This is a genomic window from Enterococcus sp. SMC-9 (genome assembly GCF_021011285.1).
Taxonomy (GTDB): domain Bacteria; phylum Bacillota; class Bacilli; order Lactobacillales; family Enterococcaceae; genus Enterococcus_C; species Enterococcus_C montenegrensis.
This window is the reverse complement of record NZ_JAILYE010000009.1, coordinates 24,266-40,977: the sequence shown is the minus strand read 5'-3', so window position 1 is coordinate 40,977 and position 16,712 is coordinate 24,266. Positions and strand designations below refer to the sequence as shown.

Here is a 16,712-nt window from a genome sequence, read left to right as displayed (position 1 = left end):
GCACTTCACCTAGAAATCTTCCCCAAGCTGACTAAGTGTGCTACTCTTTTTATGGAGTATATTGTTGCTAACAGCATTATAGTATATTGTTATTTCAAATATTGCAAAAGATATACTGATTAATGACAAAAAAACCATATCCTTTTAAAAACAAGAATTCTAATATCACTTTATCAAAAACCATGTTAAACTAAGTATGTGGCCAATCCCGTAGTGGACTCCTTTTTTCTAACCTTGGCCATGTGCCTACTCCTTTTTGGGGTAGGTTTTTTTATTTTAAAAAAGACCTTAGCGTGGGCTAGAGGCCTTTTTTTAATTTATTTATGTTGGTCGACTAATTGTTGGGACTTGTTAGCTGTGTCTTTTACATCTTTGTTAGCTTTGTTTAATTTATCAATATAAGATTTTAAATCAGAATTTTCTTTAGTTGCATTTGCTAACTGCTGTTTAGTAGAATCGAGCTCTGCTTGTAAAGAATTTTTTTCACTGTTTAATGTGTTGATTTGGTTATTTAGTGAATCAACGGTATTTCGCAGATCATTCGCTTGATTTAATGCTTCTTGTAGTTTAGAATTCCACTCTTGATTTTTCTGATTGATCTCTTGGTTTTTTTGGTCAATTTCTTTTAATTTATCAGCTATTTCTTGTTGTTTTGCTTGAATTTCTTGCTGCTTAGATTGTAACTCTCCATTTTTACTATTTAATTGAGATTCTAAATTAGTTTTTTCTCCAGCTAGTTGATTATTTTCATTTTTTAAATTCTCTAACTGTTGCCGATAACCGTCAATATCTTTTTGAAACTGATTTAATCGATTCTGTGTACTAGTTGATTCATTGGATAATTGTGCGATTTTCTGTTCCTTGACTGATAGTGAGTTACTCAACTTGTCTAAGTTACTATTGATGGTAGAAATATTTTCTTCCCCACCCCATTTTAAAATGCTATCTGCATAATTTTTACCAGCTAAACCAAAAAATGCTAGTACAACGATGAGTGTTCCGATTACATATTTTTTCTTTTTCATTATTCAATTTTCTCCTTACATATATAAAAGCGACATAGCAGCTTTTATATAATAAAGTTTTATCTATTATTTTTCAATAGCAATGTTTATTTATAATGAAATTTTAATGTAGGCCTACATATTACAAAAAAGTTGTGTTTAAAAAATCAGTAACCGATACCGTAAAAAATACTATATAAGTGTGAGCAGATGACCATTAAAAAAGACCTTAGCTCTCGCTAGGGTCTAAATTATCATTTTAGTTTCATTACCATCACAACTAACCCACTGTTAGTTTCATAATTTTCAATAACCTCAAAACCAAAGTCACTGTAGAAATTTCTTAATTTTGGTGTATTCTCGCATTCGATCCAAACGTATCTTGCGTTGATAAGCTCTTTTGCTTTAAGCACCATATCATAAGCTAAAGTTAGTATTTGTGTGCCATTGATTGCTCTGATTCTACTTGCATGCTCGGAATAATTTTTGCCTACCTGACCTATTAAGTAGCTATTCACTCTATAGCCACCCGATTCAGTCTTAGATCCATTTTGACATAAGGCCCTCTGTTGTCTGTTATTTAAATTATTATAATTTTTCTTACTCATTGTAAGCGGCTTATTTGCCAAAGAAAAATAACCAACTAAAATATTCTTTCCATTACATGGACTAAATAACAGATACGTTGTTGACAAAGCCATTTTTTCAAAACTTATAGCTTTTTCGTGCAAGAAAAATTCCACATCATTCACTTCACCAGTAAGAGGATGTGGAATTGATTTAAAACTTAATAAAATTTTGTTCACTTCATCAATACTTGGCGAAGCCTCTATGAGGTCGCTCAAACGAATTATTTGAATAGCCATTAATTACTTTTCTCCAAAAAAGATTTCTTTTATCTTGTTTTTATCTTTTATACTTGCGACATTAGCAACTACTTGTTTTTTTGGAGATTTGTTATTGTTTAAAGCATTAATTAACGCATTAGCACTCTTGACATTGAACGAATAATCTTCAGTAAAACTTTTAGTAGCCATAAAATCACTCTTTTCTACGTAATATAAATATAGTATGCTGATTACCCCTATAGGTGGAGTGTAGCACATATTACAATATTTTGTAATGCAATTTGGCTTTTTTTAATTAAACAAAATATTCGTCTGAACCCTTTATGTACCCTCCTAAAAAAGTGCAAAAAAAAGAGAGTGCAAAGCATGGTTACCGTCCCATGCAGACCAACGCTAGGCTAACCCGCCTGCTGGGGTGCGTGAGTGCACTCTTCTCGCTTTGACTCTATTGAGCCTTAAGCTAGACAAGACGAGGAATGAGAGCTCTTTTATCCTCAGAGATAATATAACATCAGCTAATAAATTAAGCAACCAAAACCTTTGAATGAGTAATAATAAAACGAAAAACTAATTATATAACAAGCAATAATTAGCTAATAATCTCTTATATTCCATATATAAACATGTTATTAACGAAAAGTTAAATAACAATAACCTATGTACCCTGCGGGACTTGAACCTACAGCTTGATAGTTATGAACCGTCTGTTCTAACCAACTGAGCTAAGTGTACGTGGTATAATACACTTGAGGTGAACCGTGATGAAAAATTTCTTTGATAGCCTATTGTCATTTATCTTATACATTTTACTTTTTGCACTTGTCCTTGGTATTATTTTCCTTATTTTTTGGTTTTCATAAAAAAATACCACCCTCGTCAGAAGGTGGCAGATTCCCAAAAAAGGAGAAAAAATATGGTGTTGATTTTTGTCAGTAAATAAAGCATATACTAAAACTTATTTTTCAGAAACTTTAAATCTTTATTTAGAAAATAAAAAAATATACTTACAGGAATAACAGAAAGAGCTACGATAACAATATTTTGCATATCTCCCACCTTGTTATAATCAAAGATTTCACAGTCATGATAACGCAATTGAGAACTTTTATCAATTACAATTCAAAAATAACCCCGACCTCAATTAAGAAGTCGGGGATTTACTAATTAAACTTTCTTTACATATTCTAAATTAGCTGTCATAAATCCTACTGCTGTTTTGGCCACACGAATGCTACCGTATTTTGGTAATTCTCTAAAATAGATTCTGCTACCTTTCGCAAGCCGAACTCGTCGTTTTGACTTACGACCAACATCATCAAAAAGATATTCATATCCAGCTGATCCAACTTTGATTACCTCATAAGTTCCAGGTTCTGTTGCGTATTTAGCCATAGTGGTAGTTACCTCCATTCCCTTTTCAATATCTTTTGCAAATTGCGCTTTAGAAATTCCCATACTAGCTAAATAGCTATAAGGGTCTTGGTGGTCACCTTCAATATTATCTGATACCCACTTGTGAGATTTAACTCCTTTTGTACCCGCTTTCCCCGCATCGAGCGTTTTAGGAATATTATATTTGTCGCAAGCCCAACGGATTAGCCAGATATAAGCAGCATAATTCTTTCGAAACATCGTTTTATCTTTCGTATGTTGCAATTCAATTTGAACTGGCGAATACGGATTAGCGGACAACGCACCGTAAGCAACATAGCCAGGTTCCCCAATTAAATAGATAATTCCACCATCACCAATAATAAATTGCGTATATGCGTTTCGCCAATTTCGCTTCATAAATGTCGCTTCGTTGCGCCCAGTAGCGGTAGGATTTGCAGTTTCATGAGCAATTACATATAAATTTTGTGCTTTTTGACTAGAACCTTCATTCGCTGCCAAAGCAAACTCTCGATTAAATGTATATGACATATTATTTATCCTCCTTGTTGTAATGGTAGCTTGAAACTCCCATACAAGTACCCATCAATGCAGTAAAAGCGGTCCAAATCGTTAACACTGAATCAGTTAGTTCCCAACCAATGGTTTTACCTACCACACCAATAAATACGCCCAAAGCTGGCATCACAATAGATACCGCCCATTTCAAAATTGCATACTGTTCATCTGTTAATTTAAATTTTGGCATAACTATTTCTCTCCTTTACTATTAAAAAGTGTCTTGATTTGTTCACTGTGCTCTACTAAGCGCTCACTGTGATTGTCTAATCGTTGATCGTGTGCTTTTAGCTCATCATGGATAGATTGGCGGTCATTTTTAGACGATTCCAAATCTTTGTTAATCAAATCTAAGTTATGACTAATCTTCGTTAAATTCTCGGTAATTTTAGTAAAACTACTCATTACTGGTCTAATTACCAACAGAATTAACGCCAATATAGAAGAAATCCACCCCGCCCATGTTGCTAATTCACCTACGTTTACCATTTGCATTCCCTCTTTGCTTCAAAATAAAAGACAACCGGCGATAAAACCGATTGTCCCAATTACCAAATATTTTATTGCTCTGTTTCTTCTGGCTTTTTTGCATTATCCACAATTTCCTGAACATTTGAACGTAACATTGATGGTACATCTTCAATCTCTCGCTTACCTTCTAAAATATGGGTTGCAAATAACATTTCTAAATTTGAGTACATCCTCTTCGCTCCTCTCTATCTGCTTACAAGCATTTCCGCTAAATCTAAAATAGCTCCCTCGGACATCTCCAAGCGAGCTTTCAAAGTTTTGTTTTCTGTTGCCAGTTCTGCTAGCACTTTGTCTTTATCTTCGTGCCACTGCATATCAATATAATCAAACTTTGGATATTTATATTCTTCTGGCGGTGGCACAATCACCCAATCTGGCGACAAAGGAATGTCGTCGGGTACTTCAAAAATGTCATACCACTTATCGTCTTTAAATTCACTTCTTGGCAAATAAATAATCATTTTTCTCCCCCTATATGTCGTAAGTTACCATCGAAATATCAACATAATCAGTTGCAGAGCTACCAATAATTGTGCCAAAATAACCACCCGAAGTAACATATGGTCTCGACCCAGTACCAGTGCTTGCTCCACCATAAGACATAATTGTTGTCGCTGGCGCTAAACTCGAAGGTACATCAAATGGGTGTTGATCGCTACCAGCAACCATCTTACTATTGTCAGATTTCTTGAACTGTCCTCTAAAACTCAAATGTTGGGTACCATCAAGATTGTAAGTTACCCGATATTGTGGCCTGTTATTTTCGGATATTGCATATCCAGTTCTTAAATTCAAATTGATCCAAGGCGTATTGGACAACATAGAAGCCTGTATAATGCCACCAAAATTTTTAGTGTTGTCACGCATAACAATGTTATCATAATTGGCAGCTAAAATATTCCGAATAGTGGTCTTACTGCTGTCTGTATATGTTGTCAGTGTATAGCCAGTACCAGTGTATCGCGTCATAAATGGAAATGTGTTGTCAACTGTACCGGCAATAGTTAACTCACCATTTGATAAGGTTGCACTCCCAGACATTTTACTAGTTCCAGCAAATGGAACGGGTACATCTGTAAACGTTGTGATAAAGTTCGAACCATACATATCTGTACCTGTGATAGTTGAACCAGTAATTGTCACGGCATTTAAAGCAATGATATTTAGCACTGACTGCTGAATAGTTTGACCTTGCCACGAACCAGACTTATAAACGTAAAAATTGGTAACATTCCCGCTCGCGTCTGACTTCCACCACTGTTGCCCTTCTTTGGGGTTAGCTGGTTGTGTCGGCCCAATGTACGGATAGATACCTGTCATGCCTTGTATTAACGCAGGGTTAGTGTAGGTCACTGTTCCGTTAGACATTGTGGTTTTAAGTCTGCGCCAAATGTACTTGTTAGGGTCAGCGTTGTTAGGCACAGTCGTTGACCAGCTACCACCTGCTTGTGACGTCGGAGACGTAGAAACATAGTATTCTTCAACTACGGAAGATACGCTTACGCCATTACTACCGGGTTTGCCATCTGAACCCATTTTTGCGACTGTATAGGCAGTTGAGTTGGTATTATTTGTGTAAGTTGTGACTGTTTTTGTCCATAAAAATTGACCAGCTGGAACTTCAGGAATTGTTGTTGACCAAGTACCAGTTGGCGCTGTAGTTCCGCTTGTTGACGCTTGGTAAGTAATTGCAGTGGAAGCAACGCCAACACCATCTTTACCATCCTGTCCACTTTCACCTAAGATACGTGTCCACGTATAATCAGCAGGATTTTGACTGTCTTGCGCTGTGTAGTCCGTGTAAGTGCCACTATAGGTTGGATAGGCATTTTCAAAGTCATCTGTTGGAGCAGGTGTATACATTGTTGACTTATCTCTGTATTCAAGCTTAGGTGCTGAGAAAATTAAACCATCAGTTGGGTTTAGCGAGTGTAAATATACTCCAAAAGCTTTAGTTTCATCTGTGTTATAGGTCCCAGTAACAGAATAATACTTCCAGTCTCCTGTACCTATTTCATTTATTACTCTCGCGCCACCGCCAATATTGAAATAGATACGTCCAGTTGTTTTTGCATAGAAACTATACGTAAGAGTATCCCCAGCTTTTATTGGATAGTGCTGATATATTCCATTCCAAGTATTGGAAAGATAGTTTAGCTTTATACCACGTAAGCCATTATATCCCTCAACATTACTAGTATCGGAAATATTGCTATAACTCCAATTTCTTTCAAAGTTATTACTATTTTTCAGTAAATTTTCTGCAGGATACGTATCCGTGAATCTATCCGTACCGTCAGTTGACCAAGCGTAAGTATAATGGGTATACGGTGTTTTTCCATCTGGCCCAATTGGTCCAGGAATACCTTGATTACCAGGGTCTCCTTTATCTCCTTTTTTGCCATCATAAACTTTCGTCACAACACCAGAAGCACCACCGATAGATAAACCTTCTTGCAATGTTTCGTAGCTGAATGTAGCTGTATCTTCAAAATCTTCCGGTTTAACAGTTAACGTTTTCCCAAAATTCTTGTGCGCTTCATTCCATGTAGTATCCAGCGAGCCATCTTTTTTCTGTTTGATCCAGTTAAACTTGGTAAATTCATCTGTAAAATCTTGATTGTTTTTCTCGATTTTAGCAGTAAATGTTACTTCACCTTCACCATTTTTAAACATGGGAGAACCAACATTCAAAATTGAAAAAATGTAAGTTCTCGCTACTTGCTGTGCGTACTCTTTCAATTCTGCAACGATTCTATCTAACTCGTTCATATGTGATTCAAGTTCAACATAGTTACTAAATTTATATTCATTTCGTTCTTTGTCGTCATCGTTGAATTTATACTCAACAACACGAGCACCCACCATAACTGGTGGCTTCATTCGATGTGACACAATTTGAATATTATCACCAATCGTGCAATCAATATTTCCTTTTGCGGCATATTCCACAATTGCATGGTCTATTTTTTTAAGCTGTGCTAGCCCTTCTGTCCAAAGGGCGTCTTGCGTTTTAGCTTGTGACGAATAATTTCGATTAATATAGCCATCTAATTCGCCATCAGCTTTCCCAGGTAATTTTACAAAGTAATTGTTACGACCAACAACAGATAAGATATTCGGCTCATCTTTCGGCGAATAATATAGCAGATTTTCGTCAGCGTCTTTTTCTTCAAAATACTTTCCTTTCAAGGTAATCGTGTTGTTTTCACCTTCGCCTTGAGCTGTTGGTAACAAACTGGTACCTAAATCTGTGATGGAGCGTGTTCGATCAAGCTCTGTAAGCGAGTCATCTTCATCAGACAAAAGCGTCTGTGGCTCTTCATGCCCCAGACGCTTAAACACATTGAGTATTAATTTTTGCGGTGCTACACCATCAAACACAACTTCTAACTGTGCCTCTGCACTATCGAAAGCGTTCAATACAAATTGAAGCATTTCGGCATTTGTCGCATTCTGTGATTCAAATTCTAATTTACGCGTTAAATTATCAATCTCGTTAATTCCTAAAACAATTCCCGTATCATAAAAAATCTTATTAAAATACCATTCAAATGGCTTCGCTTCCGGTGCTCCAAAGGGGGGGTATTCTTCGGCAAGAATATCAATGGTGCCAGAATAAGCAGATAGCGATTTGTCGTCACCATCCAATGAATCTTTTACCTCCGAAATCGTAAACCAACGACCTCTACCACTTTTATCGACACACATAATGTAGTTACCTTCAGTCCAAAGTTCAGCCTTTGCACTTTTGACAGCAATATTAATATCCAGCGTTTCGATTATGGATCCAATATATTGACCAATTAAATAATCATCTGTCTGATAGGCATCCAGCGCTTCATAGTCTCGATTTGTCAATGTGAAAATCATACGTAAGCAGCCCTCCCAACTAATTTAACTAATGGTGGATCAGAAAAATCACTGAACGCAATAAATAAATTACTTTTACCTGGAGGAACTGTAATTAACGTACTACCAGGGTCTCGAAATTGTAACCATTGGAAATCATTTAATGTGCAGTAGATATTTTTCCCATTTGCCCCATATTTCAAACTGTCGCCAGAACCAAATTTATTGGGAATATCTTGCCAGTTATCAACATTGTGCTTCCGAACATTTAATGCTCGTAGTAGATTATTCGTCATTGGTGGATAGTCTTTGTACGCAGCAGCGAACCAAGTAACTTCACGCAATGCAACATCAGGGTTTGATAATTTAAATGTTTTTGTCACATTAAAAAAGGCTGCTCGAAATGTAATCTGCGCTCCTATTTTTTCGACAACAAACGCATACTTTCCATCACGCATATTGACGTAGAAGTTTTGCGTATCCATTTGATGCCAAACACGCTTTCCTTCCACGTAAAAAACTAAATCGGAACGTTCTTTTGCTGGATTATTATCTTCTAATACGATAGCAGCTATCACATTTCCGTTTGCATCACTAAACGTCACTGAATTATGCCCGACTTGGCGACTGTGTTCTGGCTTCCCGTCAGTATTAAAATCTGCACGGTATTCAGCTTTCCAATTTACTGGAAATTCGCCATTCTTATCTGCGGGAACATTTTTTGTGATAGAAGGCCCGTGCCACGAAGTACCTGTACCATAATTAGTTGGTTTAACATAGCCCTCGTTTGGATCAATTGGTTCAGGTTGCCAGGGGTCAACTTGATAACTAACAGTTCCCACTTGATCTCGAATAGCAGTTACTGGTGGTGTTATCCCATTATTCAACGACCACCCGCGATCTTGATTAAAATGATCGTCAAATAGTTTAACAGTAGTGTCATAGTGATAGCCGTCAACTTCCTCAACAGAACCAAATAGGGCACTTGTATTCCCATCGTCACTTTGGATACCTAAGAAGCCACAATCAGTGGTGAATGTGGCTTCTAAGTCTAAATCAATTGATTCGGTTCCGGGATTGTTAATTTCAATTAAATTAGGGTTTTGAGTATTATCAAAATTTAGTTCGTCAACGGAATAAGCGACGCCATCTGGAATCTCCCATTTGATTTGTCCTCTTGCTTCAATTCTCTCATCATCAAAATCAAGTTTATCTGAAGGTATTGCTAAATAGTATTTATCGGGTTCGTCGTTAAAAACAAGCTTACTCGGTTTATTAACAGATAAATATTCACTTAACTTTCGACGTTTATAGATTATATCTCCATACATGTAAAAATCCATTGGAATGATACTAAGAGTGGATTCTGTGCCGATCCACGTAACACCAGACATATTTTTTCGTGAAATTGTGGTATTAGTTCTGTTAAGGCCTCCATCACGTATCAAAGAAGTAACCGCAAAAAGTTCTGTCAAATCATGCCCATCAAATATAACTTTAAATTTTCCAGACATTACTTGCCCTCCCTTTTTTTAAAATTTCTTTTCTTTTCGCTTCAGCGTTTTGAAAATCAGTTACAGCTACCCCTAACACTTTATGATCAATAATGAATTTCATATTTTTCAAATCGGAACTAAATCGTCCCATTAATTTGATAATTTGGTTAAGCTGTTCCGAATAATTCTCTTGATCAATGTTTATCTCGGTTTTTGATGAACTATTTTGAGTACGAATATTTTCTAAGTTCCGTACCAATGTAGAGTTCTTAGGAACACCTACACCGTCTTTATAATGCGGCACTAATTTTTTAGTTTGACGAGCTGGAATAATTTTAGAGCCTTTTGGTAAGTTCGGAAGGAAGACATCTCGCCCTTCAGGAATAAACGGGATACCCCCTTTTGGCAATACCAACTCCTTGTAAGTTAGACCTTTCTGGTCATTTACAATCGCCGGGCCTCCCAAATGGTAATTCGTTCCTTTTTCATATTGTGACGGTCCAATGAAATTAACTTTCGCAGTTTTGGTAACTGTGTCAGGGATATTGTTCATAAAATTACGAAATGCATTATAAGCGTCATTTGCCGCTCCTGATGCTCGGTCATGACCAACAGCAGTTTTATCATTAGGAAAAACATTATTGTTATATCGATTTATTGAACTAGTAGCTCCTGATATTGCGTTCTGTAGATCTTTTCCATCTCCAAATAAAATTTTCAAAGCAGGTATAACATTTTTATTGTATGTTTCAACAGATATAGTTCCGTCTTTTACTTTTGCTAAAATGTCCTTATTGTTCCCAAGCATGTTTTTTACTGGTTCTGGTAATTCACCCCACGCTTTGAAAGATTCCGTTGATGAGAATACCTTGTCTAATAAATCAGTGTTATCAGCAAGTATTTTCTTTTGTGAATCCGGCAATGATTTCCATTGATTTAACGCCTCTTCGGACTTAATTAATTTTGAAAGGAAATCAGTGTTGTCAGCAAGTAATTTCTTGTCTGACGATGGTATCGTATTCCAAACATTCAATTTCTCTTCAGAATCTATTAATTTCCAAATAACATCGGCGTTGTCCGCACCTAAAACTTTCCTATCGGTTTTATATTCATTCCAAGCTTTTAACTCATCGATTGTATCGTATAATGCTACTTTTGCTTCGTCACCATTAACCGTTAAAAGTTTGTCAGTCATATACATTGTGTTCCATTTACCAGCCAAGCCCATGGCCACAGCAACTTCTTCTTTTGCATTAGATTCGATATCGGCATTCTTCAACATAAATTTCAGTTGCTGCCAACCTTCATCTGTTTTTGCCATATCAACTAGAGTTTCAGCCATATTCGTTTTAACTTCGCCAGTCTTTGGATCTAACGCTAAAGCGTTCCACGCCATATCAGCTTCACTAGTGCCTTTAGCAAGTAAATCTAAGTTTTCGGAAGAAGCTTTAACAGATGTGTTTACTAGTGACAGCACCTCATCCGTGGTATAGCCATACGCTTTCCACACTTCCGAAAGCTGAGAAATATCTTTACCTTGTGCTTGAAATACTTTTGCTAAGCCTGTTACTAATGTGTCAGTAGATTGCTTGTACTCTTTATTCAATTTATCCATTGAAGCTTTTAGTGCTTGTGGATTTTTAGCGTAAATTGTTTTTAGGCTTTCTACTTGTTTTTCATAGGCTGATTTTTCGTCTTTTAAGGCATTTTGTAACGTTTGCTGACGCTTGGATAAATCTTTATATTGTAATTTCGATAAATCAGCTTGATATGCTGTCTCAATTGCTAAACGTTGTTTTTTACTAAATCCAGCAGCTTTTAACTGATCCTGACTTAACAGCTTATAATTGTTTGCAATAAATTGACGTTCTTCATTTGATAGGTTCCGGTTATTTTTTGACGCATTGGTTAATACCTGATTAATTGCATCAACTTTCTTTTTAGCTTGTTCAACTTCTGCTTTATTAACAGTTTCTTGCCATTTAATATAGTTTTCAGCTTTTTTCTTTTCGGCACTATCTGTGATATTTTCAGCTGCTTTTTTCTTGCGTTCTAATTCTTTATCCAAGACCTTTTGAATAGATTCGACAATTTCTTGATTGGCTTTCTTGGCTTTTTCTGCAGAACCGACAATACCATCCGCATATTCGTTAACGTACGTGGAGGCTTTTTCGTTAAGCTCGTAGGCTTTTTTAATTACTTTATCCTGTTCTTTCGTAACTTTCGTACCCCAACGAGCGCCAGCCAACTGATTTGATTCATATGCTTTGTTTGCTGCATACAACGCAACCCCTACAGCCGCTATACCGCCTACAGCGATAGCAGCTGGAACAGCAACACCCGATAACCCTGCGGTTAAAGCAGCTATTCCACCACTGGATCCACCTACTCCAGCTGCCGTGCTAGCAGCAGTACCTACCTTGGTTACATTCATAGCTAATCCTGTTAATGCTTTTTTTTCAGCGGATTTAGCAGCTAACTCTACTAAACCTTTGGACAACAAGCCCACTCCAGTTTTAGCTTTACCAAAAATCGAAATTCCAGAGCCAATAATTTTTAAAGTAGGTCCTGCTGCCATAGCTAGCGCGCCCCATTTTATAATATTTTGTTGCGTTGCATCATCTAACTCAGAAAATTTATTGACCATATCTGTGGCTTTTTCTATCCACGGAGTTACAACTGGAAGTAGCTTTTCGCCTACGGTAATCGCTAAAACGTTCAATGACTCTTTAAAACGAGCTGCTTTGTTAGCAGGTAAATCGTTCATAGATTTTGCAATATCTTTTGTAGCTCCGCTAGCATTTTTTGTATCTTTTGTTAATCCACGCAAGGCATCTCCGCCTTGATTTACCAGGACGTTCATTGCAGATTGAGATTCCGTACCAAATGCTAATGCAATAGCCGCTGTTCGTTGGGCGTCTGTCCAACCCGAAGTATTCGTCTTAATTTTATCAAGCATATCCGGCAAAGTTAGTGTTCCGTCTTTAAAATCTTTGACAGAAATTCCTAATCGCTCGAATCCTTCAGCATTTTGTTTAGACGGTTTTAGCAAGCGCGTTAACGCTCCGCGTAGTGCTGTTCCAGCTTTTTCTCCGCCCAAACCAGCATCACTAAGCAAACCGACCGCAGATGCAGTTTCTTCAACATCCATGCCCAGACTGTTAGCGACAGGTCCGACATATCCCATAGCAAGCCCTAAATCAGAAAATCCAGCCGATGTTGCATTAGCGACATAAGTCAACGAATCTGTCACGCGCGCTGCATTTGTTAATGTTTCATTATAAGTTTTTCCCTTTAAGCCAAACTGACTAATAACTTCGGTGGTAACATTCATAACATCGTTGAAATCTTCACCGGAAGCCTTGGTTGCATCTAGAATAGATGGCATAACACCCATTGTTTGGTTAGCGTCATAACCTTTACGCACCACTTCTGCTAAACCGTTGTTAATTTCAGTTGTGGATATCCCGTACTGTTTCGCCCATTTTTTTGAGCTGTCAGACATCTGATCTAATTGTTGTCGATATTTTTCTGTTATCGCGCCACCATTTGTTAGTAATGGTCCAATTTCGCCAATCTGCGTTTGAAAATCAGCAGCTTTTTTGGTAGCTAATGTAAATCCAGTAGCCAGTGGTACTGTCAATGCTTTGGTCATCGTTGACCCAACTTTTTGCACGCCATCTCCGAATTTAGTTATTTTCTTACCGGATTCGATCCACTGGTCCCCTTTTTTATTAAGCCAGCCCGTCAACCCTTCGGTTTCTACGCGCATTCTAGCCATTTGCGCAGTAGTCGTTTTTAACTGTGCTTCATAACTAGCTAATTTTGCTTGCGCTTCATTGTACTTTTGAGCAGCTTTGGCTGTTTTAGAAGTTGCGTTCCCTTGTTCATCTAAAGTCTTTTTGTAGGCGTCTCCAAGATATTTCAATTCATTTTTCTGCGCTTGAATTACCTTGGTTAGGCCATCTTGTTTTGCCGCAAGTGCTTTTATTTTATTACCGCCAGCATCTGCTATTTTAAACCCAGCTTGCATTTCTTTTACTGCTGTCTTTGTCGCACGAGCAGCACCGGTCAAAGAATCAGAAAAAGCGGAAGAATCCAAACCAAGTTTAATGACCATATTACCTAGCGGTCTGCCGTTTTGTACCATACATTTACCTCCTTTCCTAAATTTGTCTTATGAAGTCCGCTAACGGGACTGCCTTTTCTTGTTTTGGTTGTTCTTTTTCCGTGTTAAAAAGTATTTTTTGAAGATATAAAGTATCAGTGTCTAGCACATCATTGATTGTCCAACCTGGGAAAGCAGCAATGGCTTTCTTAATTAATCCGAGCTGCAGCTCATGTAATTCAGACCAATCTAAATTTTCGCTTTTGGGTCAGGCTCCACCTCATCTTCTGCGAGTTTTTCGTAACCCAAAACGCGATACAGCACAATATCCATGATTAAGTCTTTGTTTTCGGAATCGATACCGTCGATGATCATATCGCCTGTTAAATCTTGACCTTCAAAAAGACCAGCGACGAAATCCGCGCGATATTTAGCCAAGTCAATAGCTGACGGTTCAACAGTTTCATTTCCTTGTTTCTTCCACAGCTTTGCTTCACCCTCAGAATAGTCTAAAGCCTTTCTGTATGGAACGAAATCCTGTGTATAAGTACGTTTTTTACCTTCAACCATTAAGTCCAATCTAATTTCCGTCATTTCTGTTCCTCCTTAAAATAAAAAGAGACTAGGGTTATTCCCCAGTCTCCGGTTCTGTCAATGTTATCGTGGTTGTTCCTGTAAAATTACCGTCATTTGTTTTTGCTGTAATTGTATACACCCCGGCAGGAACCGATTCATTCCACAACGCCTTACCTAATTGGTCAACACTCAACCCGTTTGTAATTGGTGAAATAGCATACGTCACTTTTTTATCAGTTGCATTAGCCGGAGTTATTGCCGTTGCAAATAATTTATCGCCTGCAGCCCCCGCAACTGCACTATACGTTTCTGGTGTTAATGTGACACCAGTTACGGGGATTGTTACTCCCCCGCTGTTGGAAACACTTGATCAGTTAACGCTTTAATAATTTCGGTTTCACTACCGATATATTTACCCATCGTTTGTCCGTTAGAATCACCATCTTTATCATCGGACATAGCCGCAAATACATAAGATTCAGCTTCCGGTTCAAACGCATCACCATTTAATGTATTTAAGTTGATGGATTCCCGAGAAAATTTGCCTTTAAAGAAACCAAGCATCGCTGTAGTCCCATCCAAGTCTTTTGATTCAAGCATAATAGCAGTGGTAGGTGGTTCTGTATTTTCACCCACATAGCTAATGCTGTTTTTTACTTCATAGCCTAAAATCGCATCGTTACATTCTTCTTCCAAGTCCAATAGACCAAGATTGACAGTTACATCGCCTGTACCTTTTTGAGAGATGTAGTATGCAATATCAGAACCATATACCTTTGTTGCTTCTTTGTTCAAACCTGTAATTTCAGCGGTAGAAGTAGCCCCTTTGTTTGCTTTCCCTTCAACTACCCATTTTTTATCGGCAGTTACTTTGCCGTCTTTATCTAAGACTGCGATCGTTAGTCGTTTAAAACCTACTAAAGTCATATATTTACCCTCTTTCTTTTATTTTCACGGTATTATATTGCCGCGTGATTACCTGCACATTCTCGTATTGGTCATGTGGACGGTCGTCTGCATAAGCTAACGTATAGCCTTCTGCTTCCAGTCCTCTGTCCAATACATCGTTAAATTCTTCGATATCGGTTTCTTCGATATCTAAAAAAGCCATGACTTGGACCCGATACGATCTAGCGCCGTATTGGTCAGAGCCATAGCTTTCATTCATTTCATTCACGCCTTCGACTTTTAAAATCGGTAGCGTTTCTAGCTTTTGATAGTTTTCTGGGATTCTATATGCAAAAACTTGCGCATCGGGAAATAGTTCCGGCAGTATCGTTGCTTTCAAATCGACAACAGGAGTCATAGGCCTAACCCCGATTTCAGCTCGGACATATAGTCTTGCATGACACTTTCTAACTCGGTTTCAGCGGTCTTCTCAACAAAGTGTTGACCAGCTTGGTATTCTGTTCCCATGTTTGGGAAATGTGCCCGATAATAAGCGCCAGAGCCATAACCCACCAGCACCTCGCCGTTTTCATCAACAGCGCCAACCGTGGTAGAAATTTCCAAACCGTGACTATCAACCGGTGTATTTGCTTCTAATTTTTCAGCAAGATTCTGCCCAGCGGTCTTGCCGGCCTTACGTCTGACAGGCCCCTCCACATCTGCAATACATTTTGCGATGTTTTTTTCTAGGTCTCCCCAATCTACAGTGACTTCCATCATTTCACCGCCTTAATAAAAATAATCAAAAACCCATCAGATTCAATGTCCGGATTTAGTTTCACAATGTCGTAATCATCGCCATTAATTCGCACTCGCCAATCAAGCTGTGGCGGTTTCTTTTGATGTTGTCGCAGAATAATCGTCTGCGTATCTTCTAAAACCCCACCGTTTTCTTCCACAATTTGATTGATTAACTTTTGCTTATAAGCAAACCAGCTCTTGAATTCAGGAACATACTCAAACTTATCTGTTCCATTAGGACCGGTTCCGACTTTTTTCTTCACCAGAAATTCAAGACGTTTATTCAACTTCCCTGTTCTGCTAATTGCCATCTACTGGCACCTCCTCAAATAAGAGGTAACTCGCTTTTAATTGCAGAATTAAGCTCGTAAATCCCAAGTCATATTCGCGTAAGGTTCCGTTAGCCGTGGAAGATTCCACAGTAGCAGAACGCGCTTTGTAATAATGGTCAGCCAATTGCAGGATTGACAGGTTAATCAGCTCAATAGTTTCGTTTTCTTGCATATAAAAAGAGGGCTTATCAGTACCGATAGCCCCCTTGACATATGCAATTGCGGCAATAACAGACCGTTTCACTTCTTGGTCGTCATCGTTTGTGTCGATTTTTAGAGCGTTTTTGATTTCTTCTAAATCCGTTTTTGGATCAAGAATCATAGAG

The 16,712-nt window shown here is 37.9% G+C and carries 18 protein-coding genes; all 18 read right to left on the bottom strand.

What is annotated here, in order from left to right; genetic code table 11:
• Window positions 1–317 precede the first annotated feature (317 nt).
• Complete coding sequence (locus tag K4422_RS13125; protein WP_230711492.1) at window positions 318–1,025, bottom strand: DNA-directed RNA polymerase subunit omega; 708 nt, start codon at window positions 1,023–1,025, stop codon at window positions 318–320.
• Between the two features lie 233 nt (window positions 1,026–1,258).
• Window positions 1,259–1,870 (bottom strand): GNAT family N-acetyltransferase, encoded by a 612-nt coding sequence (locus K4422_RS13120; RefSeq protein ID WP_230711491.1) that lies wholly within the window; start codon window positions 1,868–1,870, stop codon window positions 1,259–1,261.
• Window positions 1,871–1,873: 3 nt separating this feature from the next.
• On the bottom strand, window positions 1,874–2,041 hold the full coding sequence (locus K4422_RS13115; protein ID WP_230711490.1) for a hypothetical protein: 168 nt from the start codon (window positions 2,039–2,041) through the stop codon (window positions 1,874–1,876).
• 975 nt (window positions 2,042–3,016) lie between these two features.
• Complete coding sequence (locus K4422_RS13110; protein ID WP_442896734.1) at window positions 3,017–3,775, bottom strand: N-acetylmuramoyl-L-alanine amidase; 759 nt, start codon at window positions 3,773–3,775, stop codon at window positions 3,017–3,019.
• A gap of 1 nt (window position 3,776) precedes the next feature.
• Window positions 3,777–3,992, bottom strand: coding sequence for a phage holin (locus tag K4422_RS13105; protein WP_230711489.1), 216 nt, complete (start codon window positions 3,990–3,992; stop codon window positions 3,777–3,779).
• Window positions 3,993–3,994: 2 nt separating this feature from the next.
• A complete protein-coding gene (locus K4422_RS13100) occupies window positions 3,995–4,291 on the bottom strand; it encodes a hypothetical protein (protein WP_230711494.1) in 297 nt (98 codons plus the stop codon).
• Between the two features lie 71 nt (window positions 4,292–4,362).
• Window positions 4,363–4,503 (bottom strand): hypothetical protein, encoded by a 141-nt coding sequence (locus K4422_RS13095; protein WP_230711488.1) that lies wholly within the window; start codon window positions 4,501–4,503, stop codon window positions 4,363–4,365.
• A 15-nt stretch (window positions 4,504–4,518) separates the two neighbouring features.
• Window positions 4,519–4,794, bottom strand: a complete 276-nt coding sequence (locus K4422_RS13090) for a hypothetical protein (RefSeq protein ID WP_230711487.1) — start codon at window positions 4,792–4,794, stop codon at window positions 4,519–4,521.
• Between the two features lie 10 nt (window positions 4,795–4,804).
• Window positions 4,805–8,206, bottom strand: coding sequence for a hypothetical protein (locus K4422_RS13085; protein ID WP_230711486.1), 3,402 nt, complete (start codon window positions 8,204–8,206; stop codon window positions 4,805–4,807).
• A complete protein-coding gene (locus K4422_RS13080) occupies window positions 8,203–9,699 on the bottom strand; it encodes a distal tail protein Dit (protein WP_230711485.1) in 1,497 nt (498 codons plus the stop codon). Before K4422_RS13080 ends, K4422_RS13085 begins: the two co-directional genes overlap by 4 nt.
• On the bottom strand, window positions 9,683–13,831 hold the full coding sequence (locus K4422_RS13075; RefSeq protein ID WP_230711484.1) for a phage tail tape measure protein: 4,149 nt from the start codon (window positions 13,829–13,831) through the stop codon (window positions 9,683–9,685). The genes K4422_RS13080 and K4422_RS13075 overlap by 17 nt, the downstream gene beginning before the upstream one ends.
• A gap of 207 nt (window positions 13,832–14,038) precedes the next feature.
• Complete coding sequence (gpG, locus tag K4422_RS13070; protein WP_230711483.1) at window positions 14,039–14,383, bottom strand: phage tail assembly chaperone G; 345 nt, start codon at window positions 14,381–14,383, stop codon at window positions 14,039–14,041.
• Window positions 14,384–14,417: 34 nt separating this feature from the next.
• Window positions 14,418–14,591, bottom strand: a complete 174-nt coding sequence (locus K4422_RS13065) for a hypothetical protein (RefSeq protein WP_230711482.1) — start codon at window positions 14,589–14,591, stop codon at window positions 14,418–14,420.
• A gap of 116 nt (window positions 14,592–14,707) precedes the next feature.
• Window positions 14,708–15,292: a major tail protein gene (locus K4422_RS13060; protein WP_230711481.1), complete on the bottom strand. Its 585-nt coding sequence runs from the start codon at window positions 15,290–15,292 to the stop codon at window positions 14,708–14,710.
• 4 nt (window positions 15,293–15,296) lie between these two features.
• A complete protein-coding gene (locus K4422_RS13055; protein ID WP_230711480.1) occupies window positions 15,297–15,671 on the bottom strand; it encodes a hypothetical protein in 375 nt (124 codons plus the stop codon).
• The gene (locus K4422_RS13050) at window positions 15,668–16,030 is read right to left on the bottom strand and encodes an HK97-gp10 family putative phage morphogenesis protein (RefSeq protein ID WP_268991052.1); all 363 of its coding nucleotides are present in this window, start codon (window positions 16,028–16,030) and stop codon (window positions 15,668–15,670) included. Before K4422_RS13050 ends, K4422_RS13055 begins: the two co-directional genes overlap by 4 nt.
• Complete coding sequence (locus K4422_RS13045) at window positions 16,030–16,365, bottom strand: phage head completion protein (protein ID WP_230711478.1); 336 nt, start codon at window positions 16,363–16,365, stop codon at window positions 16,030–16,032. The genes K4422_RS13050 and K4422_RS13045 overlap by 1 nt, the downstream gene beginning before the upstream one ends.
• Window positions 16,355–16,708, bottom strand: a complete 354-nt coding sequence (locus tag K4422_RS13040; RefSeq protein WP_230711477.1) for a head-tail connector protein — start codon at window positions 16,706–16,708, stop codon at window positions 16,355–16,357. The genes K4422_RS13045 and K4422_RS13040 overlap by 11 nt, the downstream gene beginning before the upstream one ends.
• Between the last annotated feature and the right edge of the window lie 4 nt (window positions 16,709–16,712).